The sequence below is a fragment of the Ekhidna sp. genome (assembly GCF_039940915.1).
Lineage (GTDB): Bacteria > Bacteroidota > Bacteroidia > Cytophagales > Cyclobacteriaceae > Ekhidna.
The window spans coordinates 1,045,332-1,070,426 of record NZ_JBDVFO010000003.1 but is presented as its reverse complement, the minus strand read 5'-3'; the positions used below and the strand labels follow the sequence as shown (position 1 = coordinate 1,070,426).

General features: G+C 38.9%; 20 protein-coding genes and 2 tRNA genes. 7 read left to right on the top strand and 15 right to left on the bottom strand.

The window, feature by feature from the left end; translation table 11 throughout:
* The first annotated feature begins 154 nt into the window (after positions 1-154).
* The 4 genes from ABJF57_RS19690 to ABJF57_RS19675 all read left to right on the top strand — a co-directional run bounded on the left by ABJF57_RS19690 (position 155) and on the right by ABJF57_RS19675 (position 5,396).
* The gene (locus tag ABJF57_RS19690) at positions 155-1,864 is read left to right on the top strand and encodes an amidohydrolase family protein (protein WP_462235202.1); all 1,710 of its coding nucleotides are present in this window, start codon (positions 155-157) and stop codon (positions 1,862-1,864) included.
* A gap of 23 nt (positions 1,865-1,887) precedes the next feature.
* Positions 1,888-3,240: an amidohydrolase family protein gene (locus ABJF57_RS19685; RefSeq protein WP_462235204.1), complete on the top strand. Its 1,353-nt coding sequence runs from the start codon at positions 1,888-1,890 to the stop codon at positions 3,238-3,240.
* A gap of 6 nt (positions 3,241-3,246) precedes the next feature.
* Complete coding sequence (locus ABJF57_RS19680) at positions 3,247-4,539, top strand: amidohydrolase family protein (protein WP_462235205.1); 1,293 nt, start codon at positions 3,247-3,249, stop codon at positions 4,537-4,539.
* A 92-nt stretch (positions 4,540-4,631) separates the two neighbouring features.
* Positions 4,632-5,396, top strand: a complete 765-nt coding sequence (locus ABJF57_RS19675; RefSeq protein WP_462235207.1) for a patatin-like phospholipase family protein — start codon at positions 4,632-4,634, stop codon at positions 5,394-5,396.
* A 2-nt stretch (positions 5,397-5,398) separates the two neighbouring features.
* Here ABJF57_RS19675 and ABJF57_RS19670 read toward each other — a convergent pair whose 3' ends face one another.
* Positions 5,399-5,989 (bottom strand): hypothetical protein, encoded by a 591-nt coding sequence (locus tag ABJF57_RS19670; protein ID WP_462235209.1) that lies wholly within the window; start codon positions 5,987-5,989, stop codon positions 5,399-5,401.
* An 81-nt stretch (positions 5,990-6,070) separates the two neighbouring features.
* On the opposite strand from ABJF57_RS19670, the gene ABJF57_RS19665 reads away from it, so the two are divergent.
* Entirely contained in the window at positions 6,071-7,069 is a 999-nt protein-coding gene (locus ABJF57_RS19665) for a hypothetical protein (RefSeq protein ID WP_462235211.1), read from the top strand.
* A gap of 143 nt (positions 7,070-7,212) precedes the next feature.
* On the opposite strand, the gene ABJF57_RS19660 is transcribed toward ABJF57_RS19665, so the two are convergent.
* The 7 genes from ABJF57_RS19660 to ABJF57_RS19630 all read right to left on the bottom strand — a co-directional run bounded on the left by ABJF57_RS19660 (position 7,213) and on the right by ABJF57_RS19630 (position 15,376).
* Positions 7,213-7,662, bottom strand: coding sequence for a globin domain-containing protein (locus ABJF57_RS19660; protein ID WP_462235213.1), 450 nt, complete (start codon positions 7,660-7,662; stop codon positions 7,213-7,215).
* Positions 7,663-7,754: 92 nt separating this feature from the next.
* The gene (locus ABJF57_RS19655; protein WP_462235214.1) at positions 7,755-9,398 is read right to left on the bottom strand and encodes an ATP-binding protein; all 1,644 of its coding nucleotides are present in this window, start codon (positions 9,396-9,398) and stop codon (positions 7,755-7,757) included.
* A gap of 242 nt (positions 9,399-9,640) precedes the next feature.
* Positions 9,641-10,591: a thioredoxin-disulfide reductase gene (gene trxB, locus ABJF57_RS19650; protein ID WP_462235216.1), complete on the bottom strand. Its 951-nt coding sequence runs from the start codon at positions 10,589-10,591 to the stop codon at positions 9,641-9,643.
* A 109-nt stretch (positions 10,592-10,700) separates the two neighbouring features.
* Positions 10,701-12,860 (bottom strand): polyribonucleotide nucleotidyltransferase, encoded by a 2,160-nt coding sequence (pnp, locus tag ABJF57_RS19645; protein WP_462235218.1) that lies wholly within the window; start codon positions 12,858-12,860, stop codon positions 10,701-10,703.
* An 82-nt stretch (positions 12,861-12,942) separates the two neighbouring features.
* Entirely contained in the window at positions 12,943-13,212 is a 270-nt protein-coding gene (gene rpsO / locus ABJF57_RS19640) for a 30S ribosomal protein S15 (RefSeq protein ID WP_462235226.1), read from the bottom strand.
* A gap of 38 nt (positions 13,213-13,250) precedes the next feature.
* Positions 13,251-14,930 (bottom strand): LptF/LptG family permease, encoded by a 1,680-nt coding sequence (locus ABJF57_RS19635; protein WP_462235220.1) that lies wholly within the window; start codon positions 14,928-14,930, stop codon positions 13,251-13,253.
* Between the two features lie 62 nt (positions 14,931-14,992).
* Positions 14,993-15,376 (bottom strand): START-like domain-containing protein, encoded by a 384-nt coding sequence (locus tag ABJF57_RS19630; protein ID WP_462235222.1) that lies wholly within the window; start codon positions 15,374-15,376, stop codon positions 14,993-14,995.
* Between the two features lie 136 nt (positions 15,377-15,512).
* Here ABJF57_RS19630 and ABJF57_RS19625 point away from each other — a divergent pair.
* Positions 15,513-15,586 (top strand) — tRNA-Met (locus ABJF57_RS19625).
* Positions 15,587-16,238: 652 nt separating this feature from the next.
* On the opposite strand, the gene ABJF57_RS19620 is transcribed toward ABJF57_RS19625, so the two are convergent.
* From ABJF57_RS19620 to ABJF57_RS19600, 5 genes are read right to left on the bottom strand one after another with little or no spacing between them, the layout of a single operon-like run.
* Entirely contained in the window at positions 16,239-17,096 is an 858-nt protein-coding gene (locus ABJF57_RS19620; RefSeq protein WP_462233162.1) for a hypothetical protein, read from the bottom strand.
* A 28-nt stretch (positions 17,097-17,124) separates the two neighbouring features.
* Entirely contained in the window at positions 17,125-17,550 is a 426-nt protein-coding gene (locus ABJF57_RS19615) for a (4Fe-4S)-binding protein (RefSeq protein WP_462233160.1), read from the bottom strand.
* 3 nt (positions 17,551-17,553) lie between these two features.
* Positions 17,554-17,859, bottom strand: a complete 306-nt coding sequence (locus ABJF57_RS19610) for a GNAT family N-acetyltransferase (RefSeq protein ID WP_462233158.1) — start codon at positions 17,857-17,859, stop codon at positions 17,554-17,556.
* The gene (locus tag ABJF57_RS19605; protein ID WP_462233157.1) at positions 17,840-18,478 is read right to left on the bottom strand and encodes a pyridoxamine 5'-phosphate oxidase family protein; all 639 of its coding nucleotides are present in this window, start codon (positions 18,476-18,478) and stop codon (positions 17,840-17,842) included. The genes ABJF57_RS19610 and ABJF57_RS19605 overlap by 20 nt, the downstream gene beginning before the upstream one ends.
* 5 nt (positions 18,479-18,483) lie before the next feature.
* Entirely contained in the window at positions 18,484-18,780 is a 297-nt protein-coding gene (locus tag ABJF57_RS19600) for a hypothetical protein (protein WP_462233155.1), read from the bottom strand.
* A 545-nt stretch (positions 18,781-19,325) separates the two neighbouring features.
* Here ABJF57_RS19600 and ABJF57_RS19595 point away from each other — a divergent pair.
* Positions 19,326-19,400: transfer RNA gene (locus ABJF57_RS19595), tRNA-Pro, on the top strand.
* On the opposite strand, the gene ABJF57_RS19590 is transcribed toward ABJF57_RS19595, so the two are convergent.
* Together ABJF57_RS19590 and ABJF57_RS19585 are read right to left on the bottom strand one after the other, a co-directional pair.
* Complete coding sequence (locus tag ABJF57_RS19590; protein WP_462233153.1) at positions 19,392-23,078, bottom strand: beta strand repeat-containing protein; 3,687 nt, start codon at positions 23,076-23,078, stop codon at positions 19,392-19,394. The genes ABJF57_RS19595 and ABJF57_RS19590 overlap by 9 nt on opposite strands.
* A gap of 205 nt (positions 23,079-23,283) precedes the next feature.
* Positions 23,284-25,077, bottom strand: coding sequence for an ATP-binding protein (locus tag ABJF57_RS19585; protein WP_462233151.1), 1,794 nt, complete (start codon positions 25,075-25,077; stop codon positions 23,284-23,286).
* Positions 25,078-25,095: the final 18 nt, after the last annotated feature.

Genomic DNA, 25,095 nt, shown 5'->3' with positions numbered 1-25,095 from the left:
TCAGATAGAATTGGTAATACGCCCTTTTAGTTTCATTCGTCTATGAAATTGAAAAAAATCGCATGAAAAACCACTTATATAATAATGTTATTCATGCCCATAGAATTTCCTATCTTCAAAAGTCTATTTATTAAAAACCTAAAGTAAATAACCTATGCGAAAACGTAACAGCTTATTCAGAAGCGTTTTCCTGATTTTATTGATGGGCATCGCGCCATTTATCAGTGTATCTCAGGATAGCGATCTGAAACCTGTAACCAATAAGTATGCAATTAAAAATGCAACAATTGTACAGGCACCAGGTAAAACCATTCAAAATGGCTCAATCCTGATAGAAGATGGAATTATTAAGGCGGTTGGATCTAATATATCCATTCCTGCAGACACATGGATAGTAAATGCGGACTCTATGTTTGTGTATGCTGGATTCATAAGTGGTTTATCCAACATTGGCGTAAAAAAGCCTGAAGATAATAATGATCGTGGGGACAGAAAGCTCACAGGAAATCCTTCTGACGAACGTGCTGGGATTACACCAGGAAATTCTGTTAGAGATTTTTTGGATGTAAGCGAAAAGTCTATTGGCGATTTCAGAAAACTAGGATTCACTGCTTCTCACAGTGTACCACACAAAGGTATGCTTCCGGGAACAGGTGCTATCGTCTTGCTCGATGGCTCCACCGGTGATAATATGGTAGTAAAAGATAATGCCTCAATGTTCGCTCAGCTATCCGGAGCAGGAGGTGTTTATCCAAATACCGTTATTGGAGTAATGGCAAAATATAGAGACTTATATCGGAAAGCCACACAAGCCAGAACTTATCAAAGCAAGTACAATTTAAATCCCAATGGTATGGAGCGACCTATACCAAATGCAACTATCGAAGCACTATATCCTGTGGTTTCTAAGCAGATTAGTGTTTCATTCAAAGCAGAAAGTGTAAAAGATTTGATGCGAGTAATCGCATTACAAAGAGACTTGGGCTTTAACATGATCCTTGGTGAAGTAAAACAAGGATGGGACGCGATCTCAGCCATCAAGGGTACTGGAGCTCCAGTTTTTCTTTCACTAGACCTGCCTGAATGGAAGGATGATGAGAAAAAGAAGGATGAAGAAAAGAAAGATGAAGGCAAGGAAAGTGATAAGGAACCAACAGCAGAAGAAATAGAAGAGATAGCTCTAAAGTCGCGTCAAAATGCCATGATAAATAACTATTACTCCCAGGCTGGTAAATTCAGCAGCAATGGCGTTCGGTTTGGCTTCTCTACTTTGGGTGTGAAGTCTAAAGATTTCAAAGGCAATCTTCTAAAAGTCATTGAAAATGGTCTATCAGAGGATAAAGCTCTGGCAGCTCTAACCACTGAGCCTGCTAGCATTTTAGGTGTTTCAAGTATGATGGGTACAATAGAAACTGGCAAAATGGCCAACCTAATCATTTCTGACACGGCTTATTTCACCAAGGATGCTAACGTCAGGTTCGTATTCGTGGACGGAAAAAAGTACGATTACGAGGCTAAAAAGAAGAAAAAGAAGAAAAGTAATGGTGAGGAAGCTGTTGATGCTGCAGGTACCTGGAACTACACAACCGAAACTCCACAAGGAAATGGAAGTGGAGTCATCACCATAAATGGAACTTCTGGTGACTATAGCGGAACAATTACTGTAAGCTTTAATGATAGCACCAATGACATTGATAATGTGGTCGTAGATGGGAGTAACATTTCCTTTTCATTCAAATTGAATATGGGAGAAGAGATCAATGTAGATATCAGTATGGATATCGACGGTGATTCTTTTGAAGGAACACTATCGGTGCCTGCATTCGGAAGCTTTCCCATGGAAGGATCTCGTGACCCTAAGTAATGACTAATTTCAAAAGAAATAACATGAAAAAAATAAATATAATCATAGCCTTACTCCTCTCGATCGTCTTTGTGACGGCACAGGAAAAAGGAAGTGTGCTGATTAAAAATGGAACCGTATTGACGGTAACCAATGGCACACTTGAAAACACAGATGTTCTTATCAGAGATGGTAAAATTTCTAAGATCGGTAAAAATCTAAATGCTCCAAGTGGCGCGAAGACAATAGATGCAAACGGTCTATTTGTAATGCCCGGCATCATTGACGCCCATTCACATTTGGCACTAGATGCAGTGAATGAAGCTACTAATCCGGTAACTGCTGAAGTTTGGGTTGGTGATGCGCTGGATCCATTGGATGTAGGCATCTATCAAGCTTTGGCAGGCGGTGTAACTACAGCGCATGCCATGCATGGATCCGCAAATGCAATCGGAGGTCAATGTGAGACAGTTAAGTTTCGATATGGAGAAATTGACCCAGATGAGTTAAGAATGTCGGGTGCACCAAGAACAATCAAATTTGCATTGGGGGAGAATCCTACTCGTGTGCATGGAAGCGGAAATGGGATACTTCCAAGAACACGTATGGGGGTAGAGCACGTGATCCGAAGCTCATTCCAGCAAGCCAAAGAATACATGGAAGCATGGGATGAATACAATGCCAAAAAGAACGATAAGCGTTTCAAGGGAAAAGCCCCTGAATATAACCTGCGATTAGAAACCTTAGCGGATATCTTGAAAGGGAATATTATCATTCATTGTCATTCCTATCGGGCAGACGAAATATACATGCTTATGCAGGTATGTAAAGATTTTGGAGTTACGCGATTGGTATTTCAGCATGTAAACGAAGGCTTCAAAGTAGCTCCTGAACTAGCTAAATGGGGAGCTGGTGCTTCAGTATTTGCAGATTGGTGGGCTTATAAATTTGAAGTTTATTACAGCACCGCCTATAATGCAGCTATTCTAACAAAGAATGGTGTAACTACATCTATCAATTCTGATTCGGGTGAACTGATCAGACATTTATACCATGAAGCAGCCAAGTCGCAGAAGTATGGAGGATTAACAAACGATGAAGCACTCTCATTGATTACGATCAATCCAGCAAAACAGCTGGGAATCTCCGATCGTGTTGGTTCATTGGAAGAAGGAAAAGAAGGTGATGTTGCAATTTTCAAGAATCATCCCCTATCCATATATGGCATACCGATGTTCACAATTGTGGATGGAATCGTACGATTTGATCGCAATAGTGACCCTGCAGATATGAGAATATATCCAGATCCTGAAGAGAAAATTGATGTAACGCTTTGGGAAGCAGAAGATCACGATAGATGTATGGCAAATACAGAATTTTTGTTCACTGATAAATAAAATATCATGAAGAATATTAAAAATATACTAACAGGTTGTTTGATCGCACTAACCGTATTCGCTTTTGGCCAAATATCAAGTGCGGAAACGGGCACTTTTGCATTAACCAATGCAACCATTGAAACGATAACTAATGGTACGATTCAGAATGGAACATTGATTGTTTCAGCTGGGAAAATTTCGGATATTGGAACGAACATTACTATTCCACAAGATGCAAAAACTATCGATTGCTCTGGGCTTACAATCTATCCCGGTATGATCGATGGAGGAACTCAAATCGGACTAGTTGAAGTCAACTCTGATCCGCGAACAAGGGATAACAATGAAATCGGAAGTGTAATTCCACATATTCAAGCCTTAACAGCGGTAAACCCAAGTTCCGTAATACACCCGGTTACAAGAGTTTCTGGGGTTACTACGGCTTTAACAATGCCATCAGGCGGGCTTTTCCCTGGCACGGCAGCTTTAATCAATTTGCACGGATATACACCCGATCAAATGTATGCTGGCTTTAAGGGTATGGTATTGAATTTTCCTACTACAGGAAGAAGAGGCAGATGGGATCGGCGCTCTGATGAGGACATCAAGAAGGCCGCTGAAAAAGCATTAAAACAGCTAAATGATGTTTGGAACAAAGCCACTCAATACCACAAGATCGATTCAGCTTCAGGAGGAAAAGATCAGCCTTACTATCCAGAAATGGAGGCTATGCTACCTGTGGTACGGGGTGAAATGAAACTACTTGTGAATGTGAATTCAGCAAATGACATTAAGGAAGCCCTTAAATGGATTGATGAAAAAGGTGCCAACGCAGTATTGTGTGGTGTAGCTGAAGGTTGGAGAGTGGCTGAAGAAATAGCTGAAGCTGGTATTCCAGTTATTACTGGTCCCGTTCTAAGTAACCCAACACGAAGTTATGATCGATACGACAGACCTTACGCTAATGCCGGTGCAATGCAGAAGGCAGGAGTAAAAGTTGCGATTCGTACAAATGAGGTTGAAAATGCCAGAAACCTACCCTATCATGCAGGTTTTGCTGCTGCCTATGGAATGGGCAAAGATGAAGCACTCAAAGCGGTTACAATCGTACCCGCTGAAATATTCGGGCTTGATGATCAACTTGGATCTCTTGAAAAAGGTAAAGTAGCAAATCTCTTTATATCTGATGGAGATCCGTTTGAGACGAAGACGCAAATCAAATATGTCTTTATTGATGGTTGGAATATCCCTATGGTAAGCAGACATACACAGCTATATGAGGAATATCTGAATAGAGCTCCGGGAGTCGATGATTAATTAGCAATTGACCTCTACTTTTTAATAACCCCCCGAAAAGTATTTTTCGAGGGGTTATTATTTATAAAAGTTTCGATACCTATTTTACGCATATGTTTGGGAGGAGAAAGAAATATAAATTAGGCATTGCACTTGGTGGTGGTGGTGCCAGAGGTTTTGCTCACTTAGGAGTTCTTCAAGCACTGGCTGAAAAAGGGATAAAGCCAGATATTATTTCAGGAGTTAGTGCAGGAGCCATCGCAGGAGCTTTCATTGCATCAGGATACACTCCGCTTGAGGCCTTTGAGACACTCAAACAATACAATTTTACGGGCATTTCAGGTCTGACTATTCCAAAGACTGGAATTCTTAGCTCGTCTAAAATGAAGTCTTCTCTCCTAAAAAAATTATCCACAAAAAACCTCGAGGATCTAGAGATCCCATTGGTGATATGTGTTAGTAATATGCTCGATGGCAAGCCAGAATATATGACTGAAGGTCCTCTAGCAGATATTGTCCAAGCTTCTGCATCTATTCCGGTACTTTTCAGCCCGGTAAAAATGAATGGGCAACTGTATTCTGATGGGGGTATTTTTGATAATGTTCCTGTCAAAGTATTAAATGCTCAGTGCAAAAGAGTCATAGGCGTTAGTATCAGTCCCATTCAAAAAATCGAGGAAATGACTAATCTCATTCAGGTATCAGCACGTATGTTTCAGCTTGCCGTCAATCCAAGGAAAAGTGAAATAGAAAGTAAGTGTCATTTATTCATCGAACCGACTGATCTCTCCAACTATGACATCATGGATACGAAACACGCAAAAGAGATCTATGACATAGGTTATAGCTACACTAAAAACCTAACTATCAAATTGTGATCCTAGTTTCCTAAATTGTACCTGATACCTGTTTTCAAAGACCACTGTTGATTTAAAAACAGATCATCGAACTGATCAAAATCTGAAGTAGTGTTCCTGAAAATCACATTCGCTCCGATTCCTATTGTTTGACTAATACTTAATTTTTCATTCAAGTTCCAAAGCACACCTGCACTTGCGCCTAGCAGGATGTTTTTATCTATTTGTTCAATCTTATTGGGAACAAATGAATTACTGTTTGTGTCAAAGATTTGAGAATCTTGAACATCTTTAATCCGTTGAGCCACAAAATCAAATGAATGAAACATGTTCCATTTTGCAGTTTTGCCGTGGAGGAAATTTTCATAACTTAAAGCAAATCCGGTTAGTTTAAGAGCCTCTCTTTCCTCAATTTGATCTCCAAACGAATATAGGAATGCAGGTCCAATGCTCCATCCATGGTTGTTAAAGTCGAACCTTACGGCCGTAGAAATAATCAAAGCATCTTCTTTATCAAGTTTATTGAAACTTAAATCAATCGAGGAGATTTCTTGCGAAGATGCATAGCCAATTATGGAAAAACTCGCTAAAACAGCCAATACTATTTTTTTCATCCTCAAATTTATAACTGGCAATCTATCTTTTGCGTCATAATGATGACATTCAATTAATAGAGACTAGAATATCTTTGAGCAATGCGATACGTTTTCATCTTCGTCATAAGTCTATTATTCTCTTGCAAAGAAACTTATGAAGTACCTAATCATACACCAGGTGTGGTCAGAGTAATCGATGGTTTGTTAATGACTGCCTATGGCGAAGGGGGCTTGATCATAGCAAATGAAAACTCTGGAGAAGTTATCACTCAGATATTCCCTCCCCAAGGAATGAACAGCATTGATGATTTTGATAAAGATGGTGACTTAATTTTTGTACTTGATTCTAGAGGAAGAGACTACATGGCCGTTTTTTCTTTCGATGGAAGAGCTGCAGATTTAGTTACGAAACCTCTGACAGTTGAAGGTGGTCCTTTCAATGGGATTTCTGCTTCAAATGGCAATTTGGTTGTTTCCGGGGGTACTACGTTTCTTAATCGCTTTAAATACTCAAATAATGGTGAGCTAGAAGGTCCCGTGACTTTTGGAAGGGATCGCGGACATCCAGATGTTTTGCTATCTGATGATGGTCAGGCTGCCTTCATTTCCACAGACTTTGACGGTGGGGTAAACGGTTTCGGGGTAACCTCTCTCTATATTGGAGATCAGCTTCAAATCCCTTTCATTGCATCTGAGCTTAGAATTTTGGAGTCTGGAATAACGATTGGTGTTACAGGACCTGTTGGGTTTCCTATTCAGACGGCTACCTACAATGATAATCTAATTGTAGCCCATGGCGGGGGATTAACAATCATCAGTCTGATAGAAAATTATGTTTTTGATACAAGTACAAATGTTGACATTGGCATAAGTGGAGTTTCTTTAGCGATGGATTCCAATATTGGATATATTATTGGATATCAGGGGGAAATTCCAACTTTGGTAAAAGTAGATCTTTCCGATATTAGCAGTCCCATTTTGGTTAGTAGTGAATCTCTTCCAACAGAAGGGAACATCCCTACATCAATTGCATTAGGCGATACTGACATTTACATTGCTGCTGGCACTGCAGGGTTAATTGTACTTCCAAAGAATTAAGAGCTCAAGATTCTGCCATTTAGTTAAATTCCACTTTTCTGATTCATCTACAAAAACGAAGGATAACAATCCATCATGCATCTGAGTAGAAACGAATGGAATAACTTTTCAGAAGTCATTCCATCAAGCAAAAAATCAAATTTTTACGTGCTGAATATCTTACTGAAAAATGTCTTTTTCTTGTTTTTGTCTCCCCTAGAAACATTTATCATTAAATCAGATATGTAAGTCAATACATGGTCCCACGCTTGTATGGTTTCAGTATTATCACCTCCATCGAGCGCTTCATCTATTGTTATCAGAAGTGCTTCTTTTAAATAACTATACTCTTCTTCCTTGATCAACAATTTGCTATGAATGCGTCCAAGCTCTTCAATATCTTTCTTGATTTTATCCATCCGTTCAATATTGCCGGCAACAAAACCAAGCGTATATGCAAATTTCTCACTTTGCTTTGCTATATCACCTTGGAAGTACACTCTAGTCTCAGGAGCTATCTCAAATAATTTATCATAGAACTTTTGAATTAGCTGTGGCTCATGAGATATTCTTTCCCATGATTTAATAATTAAATCAATTTGCTTACTTGTCATAAAATTTTGGTTGTATTTATGTTAAATAGAATTCTTCCATGGCATCTGAAGCCCTGCAAGATTCACTTCTGTTTTTTTTGAAAAGGGTTTCTTTATTTTATCGGAAATGAAAGGCTTACTATCGTACCGCTTCTTTCAGAACTATCTACTTCGATCTCTCCATCGAGCGAATTAACCTGCTGTTTTGCGATATACAGCCCAAGTCCTTGGCCGTCACTAATGCTACGATCAAACCTTGAACCTACTTTAAACATTTGATGCTTATGTTTTGCAATATCAAAACCATCGCCATAGTCGATAATTTTAACTTCTACCTTTCTGCTATGCCTTTCAGCACGGATTGTAATCCTCTTGCTAGAATCATTGGTTCCAAACTTGATCGCGTTAGAAATTATTTGATAGAGTATATTATCGAAATAGCTTGGAATAGTATTGAGTAGTATAGATGCGGATACTTGATTATCAATGCTTAGTTCATGATCTGATATCACAACCTTAAGGCTCTCTAAGATTCGCTTTACCGCTTCACCCACATTACATACCGACCATTTGAGGAGGTCCTTATAGTCGAGCTGAAGGATGCTATTAACATTACAGATGCTTTCATTTAGTTTTCTTACAGTAACATCCAGCATTCTGAGATATCTTTCTGAATAGTCTTTATTCATCAGATTAGTAATTGCGACAAGGTTTGCAGCGGAGGCGCGGATGTTATGGGAGGTAATGAAAGAAAAGTCCTTATGCTGTTTTCCTTGAGCTGTTACTTTCTCCATCAATTCCCTTAGGCGAACATGTCCTTTTGCTCTGACACTGAAGCCAGCTAACATATTTGCAAATAGTTTTAGCATTGAAATCACACTTTCAGAATACTGAATAGAGAAACTATGAATTGAATCCAGTGATAAAAATCCAACACATCGTCCTTCCAGTTTCATCGGAATCGTCAGGCTACTCTTAACGTTTTGACTCATCAAAATATCCTTTGACGCTGAGTCCGGAAGTCTAGAAATTGTTGGAATGAAAAGATGCTCTCCTTTTTCATGAAGCTCAACCATATCCTGGATCAAGTCCAATGAAAACTCACTGTGTGTATCAATGGAAGCTTGTACATCATCCGTCACCCACTCATAAGTAATGACTCGCTTGCAGTTATCCAAATCATATTCATGAACTTGTAGTCGATCTGCTCCAAGAAATGTTCCCACTTCTTTTATGGACTCGTTGATGTTTTGAACAGTATCATCAGGGTCTGTGTCCAAAAACTTCGAAGAAATTTTTATAAGCAAATTTTGAATTCGCGTCCTCTTTTCTATCTCCTGTCTTGATTTTTTTTCTTCCGAGATGTCCCGAATTACACCATCAATGAATTCCTCCTTGCCCTTTCGAACAAGTCTTGCACTTAAATAACCACTAAAAACATCGCCACTAAACTTCCTCAATTCAATTTCGTCCTCAAACAAACTGTTTGCTTTCAAGGACTTGTTGATTATATCGGCATTCGATTTTTTTGCGTAAAGAATGCCTGCTTTTTTCCCAATTACTTCTTCGATTTTATCAATCTCGAACAAGGCAACAAAAGCGTTATTTAAATAGACTATACTTCCATCTGAAGTAAATCTAAAGACAGCTTCAGTTAAACTGTAGTTAACAATTTCTGCTAAATCCTGGTTGGCAATTTTAGAACTAACTAATAGTGAAGAGTTCTTCGGATATAGTTCTACACACTGAGAGTTCATGAGATTGACTGGTTTAATCATTCATGTAAAGTGGCTCAGAATATTAGGCTATTCAAAATTTATAAGGTGTACAATTGGTGTACTCCCAACTCACGAAAAGTAACCTATTGCAAGACATGCTTATTAAATCATCCCTTTCATCCCTTCTCATTCGGTTCTAGTCTGGAGGTAATTCATAGGCATAAAAAAACCCTAGGCTAGCCTAGGGTTAGATCATTTTATTTTTAGCAAGACTAGATGCTTTACGCTTCCTGCATTTCAACTTCTTTTTCTGCGATCCATTTTTCAGCATCCAATGCTCCCATACAGCCGCTCCCAGCAGCGGTCACTGCTTGTCTATATATTTTATCCTGAGCATCTCCTGTTGCAAACACACCAGGGACGTTCGTTTTTGACGTACCCGGAATGGTTTTGATGTAGCCTTGTTCGTCCATATCCAACAAGCCTTTAAAAATATCGGTATTTGGCTTGTGACCAATGGCAACAAAAAATCCTTGAGCATCCAATACTCGTTCCTCACCAGTTTCGCGATTCACTATTTTAACTCCATCAACTTCTTCATCTCCAAGTACTTCCTTAGTTTCTGTATTAAACAAGATTTCTATATTCGGTGCGTTCTGAACTCTTTGTTGCATAATTTTCGATGCACGCATCTCGTCTCGTCTCACCAACATGTATACTTTATTCACAATCTTGGAAAGATAGCTTGCCTCCTCAGCTGCAGTATCACCAGCGCCAACGATTACAACGTCCTGACCTCTGAAGAAAAATCCATCACATACCGCACAGGCAGATACACCTTTCCCATTGAGTCTTTGTTCACTTTCCAAACCAAGCCATTTTGCAGAAGCACCAGTTGAGATGATGACTGCCTCTGCTTCAATTTCTGTTTTTTCATCTACAGTAACCTTATGTGGCCAACCACTAAAGTCTACTGATGTGATCATTCCACTTCTTACATCAGTCCCGAATCGCTCAGCTTGCTTCTGGAAATCCACCATCATTTGTGGTCCCATCACACCGTCAGGGTACCCTGGGTAATTTTCCACATCGTTTGTGATTGTAAGTTGACCTCCGGGCTGGCCTCCTTGATACAATACAGGCTCCATTCCTGCTCTTGCAGCATATATTGCTGCAGTAAACCCAGCTGGACCTGATCCTACAATTAATACTTTTACTCTTTCTGTTGGCATATGTCTATTCTATCTATTCTTTTACAAAAAAATGGTGTCCTTATCAGAACACCATCTTATTATCTTTTGTGCCACAAAGGCATATTAAAAATCTAAAGTGTCCTTCAGCTTACTCTTCTGTATTCTCAACTGGCTTCTCTTCTTTTGGAGGACGTGGTAAAAGAACTTTTCTAGAAAGCTTGAATTTACCTGTTCGCTTGTCAATATCAATAAGCTTGACCTTGATTTCCTCTCCTTCTTCCATCACATCAGCAACGTTTTCAACACGTTCCCATTTGATCTCAGAAATATGAAGCAACCCGTCTTTTCCAGGAAGGAATTCAACAAAGGCTCCAAACGGCATGATTGATTTCACTTTACCTTCATATACTTCACCAACTTCAGGTTGCTGCACGATGGCCTTGATTCGTGCCATTGCATTATCTAATGATTCACCGTCTACAGCAAAAATGCTCACTTTTCCACCTTTCTCATCTTCTTCGATGTTGACAGTAGCTCCGGATTCTTTCTGAATTTCCTGAATGATTTTTCCTCCTGGGCCTATTACTGCTCCAATCAGCTCACGATCAATTCTCAATTGCTCCATTCTAGGCGCGTGAGATTTAAGCTCTGTGCGAGGTTCGGTGATCGACTTAGCCATTTCTCCGAGTATGTGAAGTCTTCCTTTCTTCGCTTGATCAAGGGCCTGAGCCAATACATCGTATGAAAGCCCGTCTACTTTAATATCCATCTGACATGCAGTGATTCCCTCGGTGGTACCCGTTACTTTGAAATCCATATCTCCCAAGTGATCTTCGTCACCAAGAATATCAGAAAGAATCGCATACTTACCACTCTCACTATCTGAAATCATCCCCATCGCAATACCAGAAACCGGTCGCTTAACTTTGATTCCTGCATCCATAAGTGCCATAGTTCCAGCACAAACAGTTGCCATGGAGGACGATCCATTTGATTCAAGAATGTCAGATACTACGCGTACCGTGTAAGGGTTACCTTCGTCTTCTGTAGGGATCATTGGTTTCAATGCTCTCATGGCCAGATTACCGTGACCTACTTCTCTTCGCCCAGGACCTCTGTTTGGTCTTACTTCACCAGTTGAAAAGCCCGGGAAATTGTAATGCAGAATGAATTTATTATAACCAGAGAACATTGCTCCGTCAATCATCTGCTCATCCAACTTGGTTCCCAATGTAACAGATGTCAATGATTGTGTTTCGCCTCTGGTAAAGACAGCAGATCCGTGCGCTGAAGGCAAGTAATCTACCTCAGACCAAATTGGCCTAATTTCATCTGGCTTTCTTCCATCGATTCTTTCTTGAGAATCCAGTACAAAATTTCTAACGGCTTCTTTTTCGATATCATGGAAATACTTTCCAAGCAAGAAATCGTTCAGCTCATCCAGTTGCTCCTCAGAGAATTGGCTTATATATTCATCATATACAGCTTTAAAATCTTCTTTCCTCTCTGACTTACTTGGGTTTTTCTTTGCCGCCACATCATACAGTTTTTGATAAACTGCTTTATGCATTGAAGCCTTAAGTTCTTCATCTTTTGGTTCGTGATCGTATGTACGCTTCTCAGTAGCTCCTACTTCTTCTGCAAGCTCTTTCTGAATAGCACATTGTACTTTGATCTCTTCGTGGGCTTTCTTGATTCCTTCAAGCATCTCAGACTCATCCACTTCCTTACATTCGCCTTCAACCATCATTATATTGTCAGCAGTACCTGCAACAATAAGGTCAAGCGATGATTTTTCTTGTTCTTCAGGAGACGGATTTACTTTGTATTCTCCATCAATTTTGACCACACGTACTTCTGAAATTGGTCCATCAAATGGAATGTCTGAAACCGAGAGTGCAGAAGATGCAGCTAGTGCGGCTAGTGAATCAGGCATGATATCCTTATCTACAGAAATCAACTGAATGAACACCTGAGTGTCTGCATGATAGTCGGATGGAAATAAAGGTCTTAGTGCTCTATCAACCAAACGACAAATGAGCACTTCATAATCTGAAAGCCGTCCTTCTCTTTTCAAAAAGCCACCTGGAATTTTACCAGCAGCTGCAAATTTTTCTTGATAGTCTACTGAGAGCGGCAAGAAATCCACTCCCTCTTTGGCTTCTTTTGATGAAACCACTGTTGCCAACAGCTTGGCATTCCCCATACTAACAACAACAGATCCATTTGCCTGCTTTGCAAGCTTTCCTGTTTCAATGGATACTTCCCTGCCGTCCGATAGTTTGAAGGTTTTTGTAATTACGTTCATAATATATTGATAATAAAGGCACGTTTTGCCCTTAAGGGTTTACAATAAAAAAGGGAATCAGAAACTTGATCCCCTTTATTTTTTATTTTCTGATGTTAAGCTTCGCGATGATGCTTCGATACCTTTCAATATCGTTTTTGTGTAGATAGTCAAGAAGTCTTCTTCGCTTACCTACCAATCTCAAAAGACCCAATCTTGATGCGTGGTCTTTCTTCTGCGTTTTTAAGTGGTCCGTCAAATGGTTGATTCGAGTTGTGAACAACGCAATTTGAGACTCAGGAGCACCTGTGTCTTTTGCTGACTTTCCGTGTTCTTTAAAAATTTCTTCCTTTTTTTCTTTTGCTAGATACATTCTAAAATCGTCTACCTCTTTTAATTTGAAGCGCAAATTTACTCTTTGTTCTTATTCCGCGCAAATCTACGCGTAAGCTTTTCTATTCCAATTCTGTAGGCATCCAACTCGAACAACCTGGCGTCAACTCTTGCCTGCTTCAGAAAAAACAAACCAAATGGGAGTAAAATAGCATCGGACATCCATGCTGCTATCATTGGATCCATCACTCCTTCCTTTGCTTGTTTCTCTCCTATACTCGTAAAAACGTAATAGATAATGAAAAAGAAGATGGCAATGATCGTCGGAACTCCCAGCCCTCCTTTTTTAATAATTGCTCCAAGTGGAGCACCAATTAGAAACATTATCAGACAAGCCAATGCTTGTGCGTATTTCTTCTGCATCTCTATTGTATACAGGTTGGCATCTTTTTGATATTGGTATAGGCGGCTTTTTGTTGAATTCAAGTTAACTTTTATGTTCCTGGATTTATTCAACGCGTCTGTGACAATTGCTTTATGACTTTTGAACTTCACCTCTAAATATTCATCCAAATGGCTCCATGTCAACGTATCAATCATCCCTGTTGCTACGCGTAGCCTTTTAGCATTGTTTTTTAAGTCTTTCCCAACTATGGGTACTTCTTCTTTTTCTACATACTCACCCAGTTGATCTTCATTTAAATCCTTTTCTTCAACCTCAGCTATTTCTATAGCCTTCTCTTTTTCCTGTTTTTGTTCAAATAGAAAAGAAGGAATCAAAGATGCTTCTATCATATCTAGTTTGATTTCCTGCACACTATCGGGTTGAATCAGATTTCCTTTCTCTTGTATCTTTTCTTTATTATTAAAATGATATTCAAAGTACCGCTGGGTCGTCTTGATAAAGCTTGCCCGTTGTTTGATCAGCATATTCTGAAATGAATCAATATCACTTGAAAGCTCACTTATATCTTTCATTTGCCGATTATTCTGAAAGAGTTCTTCTTTTCTTCTTTTAAGGTCAAATGATGCAAGACTGAAAACCATATCCATTTTATCGTATTCTGTACGGTAAAATCGATCAACACTGCTCCTCGAAACAGGCTCTTCGGCATAATAATGCCCGTCGTATAATTCTAATTTCAAGTATCGATCGTCCATGATCGTATACATTAAACTGGAATCTGCCATGATAACAGTTTTATTTCCTCTTCCAGCAGTGTGATCATAAATTATCACATCAATCAGCGTTTTTCCATCAGGTAGTTTATTTTTTGCTTTGATACTGTAGTTTGGAATGCCATTGTAAAAAGCTCCCGCCTTAATATCTAGTGCAGGCTTGGTATGCTTTATGTCATATAGCAAACTATACGCTTTAAGGTTTGCTGCAGGAATGGTATAATTATTGAAAAAATATGCTCCAATAGAAAGTAGGAAAACAAAAAGAAAGATTGGCCTTAATGTTCTTAAAAGAGAGATGCCAGCACTCTTAATTGCTGTGAGTTCGAATTGTTCTCCAAGATTTCCAAATGTCATCAATGAAGCCACCAGCACACCAAGGGGTAGCGCTATTTGCAACATGTTTAAAGAAAAGTAAAAAAGAAGCTCAGCAAAGACCGTGAAGCCAAGGTTTTTGCCAACAAAATCATCAAAATATTTTAGCAGATATTGTACTAGAAGAATGAAATTGGAAACTGCTGTCGTAAGCAGAAAAGGTCCAATAAAGGATTTAAGCATTAATACATCCAACTTTCTCATAGAACTGCAAAATTAGAAAATTGGAAGGTAGCAAGAAAGGTACCAGACTCATCAATAATGAGTTATCCTCCCACAATCTCTTTTAAATCATGAATTAATGATTCCCAAAGTTCATGAGCCTCCTCATCATCCATATCAGAATAATCGGTAATTCTTACATACACTGATTGTGTGAGTTCATTCATATCGATCTTAAACTCAAAAAAATTACCATCGTCATCACCATCCATAACATCGAAGCGGACATGATGATTGGTACGATTAGAGGTCAACCTAGCTTTTGTTTCATCTCCATCCCAGATGAAAGTATAGACTTTATCTTCGTTATTGATGTTTACATCATCAGCAAACCATTGCGCCAGACCAGAGGCCGTGCTAAAATATGGATACAGCATTTTCTTCGATGCATTGAATTCAAACTCTCCTACATATTGGTTCTTTGCCATACTCCTGAAATTTTTGATAAGGTAAAAAAAAAATCTATTTCAACAAGGCCATGACAGAAAAGAAATCTTTTATAGATTTGCGTTCCTTTTTGAGGAGCGTATCCAAAAGGCGGATAAAAATATCTTCAAATTTCATGGCGAGGTAGCTCAGTTGGTTAGAGCGTCGGATTCATAACCCGGAGGTCGGGAGTTCAAATCTCCCTCTCGCTACTCTTAATTCATGCAATCTTTCTGATTTTCCCTGACCTCCAATATCGTTTTCACTGGTGGTTTCTAGAAAAACCCCTACTTTGTATTGCAATAATGGCGAGGTAGCTCAGGCTACGCGCCCCGGTTGGTTAGAGCGTCGGATTCATAACCCGGAGGTCGGGAGTTCAAATCTCCCTCTCACTACTCTTAATTCATGCAATCTTTCTGATTTTCCCTGACCTCCAATATCGTTTTCACTGGTGGTTTCTAGAAAAACCTACACTACTTTGTATTGCAATAATGGCGAGAGGTGTGACTTGAACGCTTGTTCACCTTATGTATACCCTTTCATTTTGGCATCAATTGATGGAGCTTTTATCCTTGCTTCAGGTTCAATGTAAGGCTAGAATGAATACTCGCAAAAAACAGTTACTTAATAAAATTGAAACCACATTATACATAATTATTGTTGTAGCAATAATCACTGATGTATGGAGTGGTCAAACACATCCTTTCATCTTCTTTTTTTCAACAATCATTTTGATTACAGGAATGTTAGGAATTATATCCATTGAACTTGTAAAGCTTCAATGGAAGCAGAAGCATCGTCAATAGCGAACAACATAAGTCAACATGGAAATGGAAGCCCGAAAAAAAAATAATAGTCATCAGCTCAATACTCTCTCTTGAAGGCTTCTTTATTCACCTTCTGCAAGTGATAAGAATCTATTTCAGATACTGCTCTCTCGTTTATTTTTTCAAATAAATGATATTGCTCTATAATCTTGATGAGTTCTGGATTTTTTGACAAAAGAATGATGTAATAGAAATGTACCTGCACCTCCTGCTCTGTGAAGTGAGATTTTACAATATTGTAATAAAAGCTCGGGTCGTGACTTTTGTTTTTGATAAAGAACAAGAGTGCTTTATAGTTTTCTAAATAATGCTGGAAGGTATTCTTATATCCTTCAAAAACAGCAATGAAAGTATTTTCAAAAGACTCGTCTGAAAGGCTGAGAGCTCCAGCATCTACTTTCCTTCTCTTCTTCAATTTAACAGTCTCCTTTTTGAAATCCAGGTAAAGCTCATCGAAAGCATTTTGTGATTTTGAATTGGCGTTGATCTTGGTATTTCTGATATGATTTGCCGCATTTATATGGAAGTTGAGCAACTGGAAAAATGTATTCTCAAACTGCTGAATAGCAATTGTTTTGGATTGATCTTCCATGATTTTTCTACTTTCATGAAGTTCGATCCTCTGTAAAACAAGTTCCCTCTTTTGGTATATGAGCGCTAAAAAGAAAAGTATAACTCCGGCTAAAGCCCAAATGGAGCCTACCGTGCCTCCCAAAAATTCTCCAGCCATTCCAAACACTGTCCTATCTTGCCAAACTTCAGGACTAAATCCATCAATTTTTACAATAAAGATGTAACATAGCCAAAGTCCAAGACCAATGGCAATGAAGGCGCACATAGCTAATAGGTTTGCAAATATGTCTCCCCAGTTTAGATTAGGTTTTGTGAGTTTCATGGACGTAAGCTGGTATTAAAATAGCGTATTATTCTTCAAAATCAACCGATTTGTGACTTCCATCACAATACGGTTTGTTGGATGAAGCACCACATCTGCAAAAAGCGGTTACACGATGTTTAGCAGTTTCAGATCCATCATGATTCTTTACTTTTATATTTCCGTAAACCATCAGTGGCCCACCCTTCGTTACTTCAACAATTTGCTCATCATTGATCTGATCTTGGCTCTCAATGGCTCCATTTAGTCTATATGAAAGCGCTCCTGAAGGACATTTATCAACCTGATCTTTAATTGCTGAATCATCTGCTCCGTTTACATTGACCCATGGACGAGATTTTGGATCAAACACTTCTGCCAACCCTTTGTAACATATTTCTGAATGGATGCATTTCTCTGGCTTCCAGATCACTGACAATTCTTCACTTTCGTATTCTTTGATTTTCTCAGACATGATTTACAATTTAGCTCTTTCAGATAAAACATGCTCATAATCAGAGATATGGCTTTTAAGAAAAGATTTGACGAATGGACATAATGGTATTATTAGGCAATCATTTTGTTCAATAATCTCCAAAGATTCTCGAACGAGCTTATGACCAATCCCTTTTCCTCCAAGCTGCTTAGGCACTTCAGTGTGGACGAAATATACATCACCTGATTTACCAATTTTATAATCAATGAAAGCTATCTCACCGTCTAAAGAAAGCTCGAATCTGCTTTCCGATTCATTATCTTTTGTTTTAAGGTTTGCTAAATCCATTCACTAATTCCTTTAAGTAATTTGGCAGCTCTGAGTCTGCTGGCTGCTGCTGATCAATTTCTGGAGTCCCGTATCTCTTTTCTAGCGGAATAATGCCGCACCATGAAGTCTCATCTTGTAACCTAACATTCATATCACCTTCACGAATCTTAGCAGCTGCATTATTCAATGAGAGTCGTACAATCTTGGTTATTCTAATCTGTTCAGATGTTGGTTCGCCTATATCAGCAATTCTTCCAGGAATGTAGCGGTCTGTAAAAAGGTTAAAAAACTTAAGCTTCTCATCCTCATCAACCAATTCCTCAACCTCAGAAAAACCAATAACCGAGCGGTAGTTGAACGAATGGTCAAAGGCAGTGGGTGCCAAAACCAGTGCATCGAGATGGGTTATCGAGAAACTAACTAACTCATCAATAATGGATTCAATGAAATGACTTTTCGCTGAAGCATGTATATAAATATCATCTCCAACACGCGCAAATCCTGTTGGAATTTGATGTGGCACCCCTTCTCTTATAAAAGCTATTGTACAAAAAAGACCTTCATCGATTATTTGATACAAGGTCTTTCTTTCTTCTGTACCCCTACTTGGGTACCTGGATGGTTGCGTAGCAGGCATGAGATTTATGTAAGAAGTATAAGGAGCAGCAAAATGATGATAATCGCGCCTACAGATAATGTTACAGAACTATTTCGCTTCGCTTCCTTTAATTCTTTTTTAATGTTTTTAACCTCTTTCTTTAAGTCAATTTTTTCATCGTTCTCCATATCCTTAAAATCCATCTTCCAGATTTCATATACCCGAGACTCAAGCTGCTCTACCTTTTCTTGTACTTCTTTTGGATCCTTTGTATCTGACGCGGAAGCTGCTCCGATCATACAAAACAAAACGCTGAAGAATGCTATTTTTCTTTTAATCATAGTTGAAAATTTAGTTAAGTGTTAAGTAAGTAATATTAATAAAAGCAAAATGATTATAATCAAGCCAACGCACATTGTTACCTTACTATCCAAACCAATTTGCTTCAGCTCCTTTTTTATTCCTTTAATTTCCTTCTTTAAGGATATCTTTTGATCCATCTCCATCTCTGAAAAATCCATTCTCTATATCTCCTGAATTCTATTCTCAAGTTGCTGTTTTCGTTCTTGAGGATCAACACCTTTATTAGGATCCGTTTCGGCTGCAGAAGCTAAAGATGTCAAAACAAAAGCACAGATAAAAGTTAGGTATTTGAAATTTCTCATAAACGATTATTTTAGATGATTTTGTAAGACGATTAAAATTAATTGAATCCCTTGAATCTGAAGATTTGAATCTGAATAAAGAGGTGTATTAAAAATGTTACCTTTTTGAATTAAAAAAAACCTAGTCTATGCAGAAATTTAAAAATTGAATTTCTACATTTGCGTTCCGTTTTGAGTAGCGGATTTCCATCCATGCAAATTTTAGTATGGATTTTTAATATCGGGGTATAGCGCAGTCCGGTTAGCGTACCTGCTTTGGGAGCAGGGGGTCGTAGGTTCGAATCCTACTACCCCGACTTTAGAAGCCTGAATTCTTTATGGAGTTCAGGTTTTTTTGTGCCATTTATTTTTCCTGAACCTACGACCGTCGTAGCACTAGCCGTGCGCGTATGAATCTGACTAACTAGACTATATGATGTTTTATGCATTAATACCTTAAATGTATTTTGCCGTAGGTTGGTGTGAATTACTAAGTATACAATTGAGCCTTGAATTTCTGAAAAGTTTAACTCATCATCTAGCTGCTGAATAAGTTTTCCGTTCAATGCATAAGCCTTTATCCATTCAACATTTTCGGCTTGGCTTAAGCCTAGAATTGAAAAATGTTTTTTTGTTTTATCAAACATAATTTTCAAATCATTGAAATGTGAAAGAACATCGATGCGCACGATTCCTAATACCTCGATTGATCCATCAAAATCAACTTGACTTAGTTTATAAAAATTTACAGGTTGATTCGTTGAAAAATCTTCCCATTTATAATATTGATTTTTATTTACCGTCCCATTTCCAATTACCTTTCCAACATTGGTGAAAGAGTGTCCATCCGATGATCTACCTATGCTAAAGTGACTGTTGTTCAACTCAGAACTAGTCTCCCATCGAATTACAGGATTGTCATTTTCAATTCCCCCGCTGTATTTTATCAAATCCACCGGGAGGGAATTTGCCCCGTCTTCATCATTACCAACGGTTATCTCGCCTCCAAAAGAAGCAAAAGCGGCAGGAGTAGATTGTGACACAATTGTCCCTGATCCGTTTCCACTTGCAACTCCACCTAGATTCTCCCACTGACTACTTCCATCGTATTTTGCGATAATTAGATTCTCATAGTCATTAACCTCATCTGAGGTGCCATAGTAAAGGGTTATTGAAGCATTGCCTGCCAGGTCAGTAGATGGCGAATCAGCTCCCCCGGTAACTGATCTATCAATATCCCAATATCTTAGGTAAGAAACATTTGCAATTGAGGTGGGCAATGTATACCCCAATGCTGCCGCTGAGGTATTAAAAACTTCGGCCGTGTATGTATAAGAAGTTGCAGTCGAGTGATTCACAGTTAGTTCAAATGGTCGGTGATTCCCGGACTTCCCTACAGGGAAGTTTAAGGTTGTACTCCCTGCCGAAGCTTTCTCGTAAGATACTCGCCCATTTATATGTGAATTACCTGTTCCGATTGTGGTGGTAGATCCGTCTCTTAAATAGAGCAAAGCATCAGTATCCGTCTGAATAACACCGTTGGTGAGTGTCAGACTATTTGTGATTTGAACGGTATCTGCAAAGAATATGTCATCACTTCCGCTTCCAGCTGTATTATTTATTACTAAATCTAAAAAGACCTCTCCTTCTGTACACGCGGTGCATGAAATCACCTGTCTTAAGGTACCATTTAGTGTGACTGTTGACCCCGAGCTTACAAATCCATTATTGGTTAAATTATTATTGATCCAATCTCCTCCTAATGTTACATTGTTTGACTCAACGTTGATTGCACTTCCTTCATTGATAATCAAATCACCCCTAATGGCTAAATCATCGGCTATCTGCAATTGGTCATTGCTATCAACATCCACAATTAACGTGTCTAGTGTCATTATGCCATCGGGGCTCGATAGATCTAATTTTCGTTCTCCGTCAGCACTTACTATCGCAAGAGAAGAACCATTGGTTCTGGTATCCACCACCCCATCATCCAGTGTCCAATCCCCATTTACCGTAATGTATTTCTCCAAGGTTAAAGTTCCACTTGCTTTGTTTATGATAATATCTGGAACAGAGCCTGTTGAAAGGACATCTCCTCCTGAAAAAAGCTGATCTCCTATACCTATAATTTCTATGGCTCCAGTACCATTACCCACTCCTGTATGACCTATGTCAATATCTCCACTCACTAAGATGGTGTCACCATCTATGGTAATATTATTGGCTCCTGCTGTTACTAAATCTCCAGCAATTGACACCTGATCCGAAAGCGTAAGAATTGCTGGTCCTTCGGTAGCATTAGATTGTATCTTCAAATCACCATCAAGAGAAATATTTGCTGTAATGTCCAAATAGCCATATGTGCCAAAAAAACATAAACTATTGAGTGTGTGCGGATTACCAGCAATGAGTGCATGATTAGAGCTATTGCTAGTTGCATTAACAGCTATGGTCACTCCAGATAAATCTAACGTTCCTTGTTCATACTGCCAGGAGCCGGCCAAGTTGAAAGTTCCATCATTTGCAAAATCCAGTGTCCCGGTCATGTTAATGTAAAGGTCTGTCAATTCGCCTTCTCCTTCAGATAAACTTGGATCAATGGTTATTAATTGAGAAGTTCCATTTAGTTCCAACACGCCACTGCCTCCGCTGTTTGTGCCAGAATGAGCGATGCTTATATCACCGCTCACTGCAAGTGTGTCTCCATTTATTTGAAGATTGTCTATTCCACTTGTTGACAAGCTTCCATTAATGGTTGATTTTTGATTTGCTGATAAATTGAAAACCACCTCTGCCGAAGTATTTATATTCATGTCATTATTGAGGGTAAAAGGTGCTTCTACTTCAATGGTTGTCTTATTTGCTGGAATGATATTTAAAGCACCATCCAATGTAATCGGCGCAGCAAGTCTTTGGGTATTAAAGTTTCCATTAATTGTAAGGCTATCAATGGTGTGTGCGCTCCCAGATATTTCAGAGCTCCCGTTCATTACAATTTCAAACGGATTTGGATGATTCAACGTACCTGAAATATATTCCCACTTGGCACTATTTAAAGTTATATAACCCGATACATTTAGTGTATTGCATTCAATTTTTATATCGGGCAATGGGCAGCGACCCGAAACATTGGAAGCATTAATCGTTTGGGGAGCACTTCCAGAAATGTATAATGAAGCAGAACCTCCCCCACCATCGCTATTTGAAAGCAAGTCAATAGTAGCACCTTCAAATTTCAAGGCTCCAATACCAGCGTCTCCATTATCTATGTCTATGGAAAGACTGCTAGTGCCAGTATACGCCAATTTGCCTTGTACCGTCAATGTGTCGTGCAAATCCAAAGTAATTGACCCACTGCCATTATGGATTGTCATGTCGTTTGCTACTAATACGTCATTGACCATTTCTATGGATCTATACCTACCATTTAGGAGAAGGTCATAAAAAGTAAAATTTCCATGAATCGCTGTGGGGCCTCTTGTCAAACTAAATCGAACCAGACCATTGTTATGATTAAAGGCACCTGAGGTAAATCGGATATCATGGCTTGTATTGTCTGCCCCTTCTAGAAAGTTGAGGGTGGCAGAAGTACTCGTAAAGTTTGTACCATTCAGTGTGAAGCTTTCCTGTACGGTAATGTTCTGATTGCCTCCGACAAACGTGCCGCCTTCAAAGTTTGCTCCAGTATTAAACTGAAGGGTCACACCCGTATTTTGAGTTATGATTCCGTCATAGGTACTTTCAACACTCAGGGAATCAACGGTAACATTGGCATCTATCAAACAGTTAAAGTCGCTGGTGTTGTCAAAAATAACTACGTCCGAACTAGCTGGCACTCCACTCGGACTCCAGCTGGCTGCATTGTTCCAGTTACTATTCGAAGAAGCGTTCCATGTCTTGGTGACCTGCCCACTTACGCTGCCTGAAAGGAAGAATATAGTCAAAAAAAAAGTGAGGATTAATCTCCAATGATTACACTTATCAATTCGCATGAAATTAAAGTTTAAACCTTAGCTTCAAATTTCACGGAATCACACCTGTAAGTGAGGATTTGGCAGGTAGTCAAAAGGTGTACATGGATGAAATAAGTTGAACGTATTTTTAGCTTCAGCTAACTAAAATTGATCATGGAGAAGAAATTAAAAACGACTTTGGAAGATTTTGAGTGTACCTCGCACGCTTATTCCTTAGAACCAGTTATACAGTGAGTTTAACAAAAAAAGTACTCCCCTTACCTTCTACTGATTCGACCCATACTTTTCCTCCAAGATCCTGAACATATTTCTTTACGATAGAAAGACCCAATCCCGTAGATACCTCACCGCCAGTTGGTTTTGCGCTTAACTTTTGGAAACGATTAAACAATTTCTTTTTATCTTCTTCAGAAAACCCGGGCCCATCATCGGACACTTTGAAAACCACGCTATCGTATGCACACTCTGCTCTCAACTCCACTGTTGAATTTGGTTCAGAGAACTTGACTGCATTGGAAGTAAGGTTTTCTAGCACCAGCAACAGCAGCAAATGGTCGGTACGAATGATGTTATGATTTTCACAAAATTCAACAGCTAGATCAATGTTTTTCTTTGCTGCAATAGGTCGATAGCGCTGCGCAATATCCTTCATGATGTTCCGAACATCTACCCTTTCCTGAAGTACGTTTATCCTATTCTGCTCCAAGCCGTCTACATCCAAAATTTTAGTCACCATCTGATTTATGCGCTCTGCACTGGCGGTGACCTGAGTAAGCATTTTTGCTTCCATTTCAGAAAAATTTTCACTCTTATTTTGATTAACAATATCTGTCACCATTATTATCTGACTTAATGGAGACCGAATGTCGTGCGCCAAAATTCTAACTAAATTATTTTTTTCTTCATTAAGCGCTACTAGTTGCGCATTTCTATTCATCAGTTGTTCGTTCTTCAAACGAATATCTTCCTGTTGATCATCTATTTGATCCTTCTGTCCAATCAATAGGTTCGTGGTTCTTTGATTCTTGTAAAAGAGATAACCGATTGCAAATAAAAAGATTGAGGTGATTGCAATTCCAATAATTAGTATCCTGCTCGTCATTTGCTCCTGTTTCAAACGAAGGTTTGCATTTCTCACCAGGGCAAACTGCATTTCCTTCTCTTTTGTCAGAATTGAAGTTCCAAGTTCTTCTCCAGAATAAATTTCATCTATGAATCTATAGAGTTCTTCTCCCAGGTATTTGGAGATGATTTGAGAAATTTGATTTTTATACTTTTCAGATGTCATGAATTCATCAAAGGACTCCTTCCACTTACTCCCTCTCGGCATCATGAAAGAATAACCTTCTCCTTTTACGGTAAAAAAGTTTTGACGTGTAATCTTGCTGCCATTCTTTACATACATCAAGTACACAGGTAAATCAATAAACCCAAAACGATCATTCGCAGCGCTTACTCCTTCAAGCGCATTGGTTTCGCTTTCGATGTAGCTAATTTCAAAATCTATTCCGGATTGTTTCTTAAGATTTAAAAGCATCATATCATACTTCGAATCTTTTATGGTAATTGCATTCAATGAGTTCATCATCTCATTCATTTCCTCATAAGATCTCACAATCGGCGTACCCTTGCTAGAGATAAGCACTGTAATGTCAGGTAGGTAGGGGGTTACAAAATCCGCATATACTTTTCTTTCATCTGTCACTGACAATGCGGAAACCCCAATTGTATTGTTATCTCCGTCTTTCACTTTCTCAAGCACAGCTGAAAAACTTTCGGTCTTGACCCAGTTTAGTGAAATTACCTGCCCCTTCTCTGATTCAAGAAAAGATTGGAAGGCTCGAATAATATCCGGCTCAATACCCACCATTTGACTTTCATCGTCCTCATAAACAAAGGGCACAGATGGGTACCAAATAATATCAATAGTATCCGTTGACTCGTCTTGGGTATGCGTAGCAAAACTGGATAAAAAAGAAAAAAGACAAATAATCAAACAACAGATGCGGCGGTGCATTAAATAAAGATGGTTAAT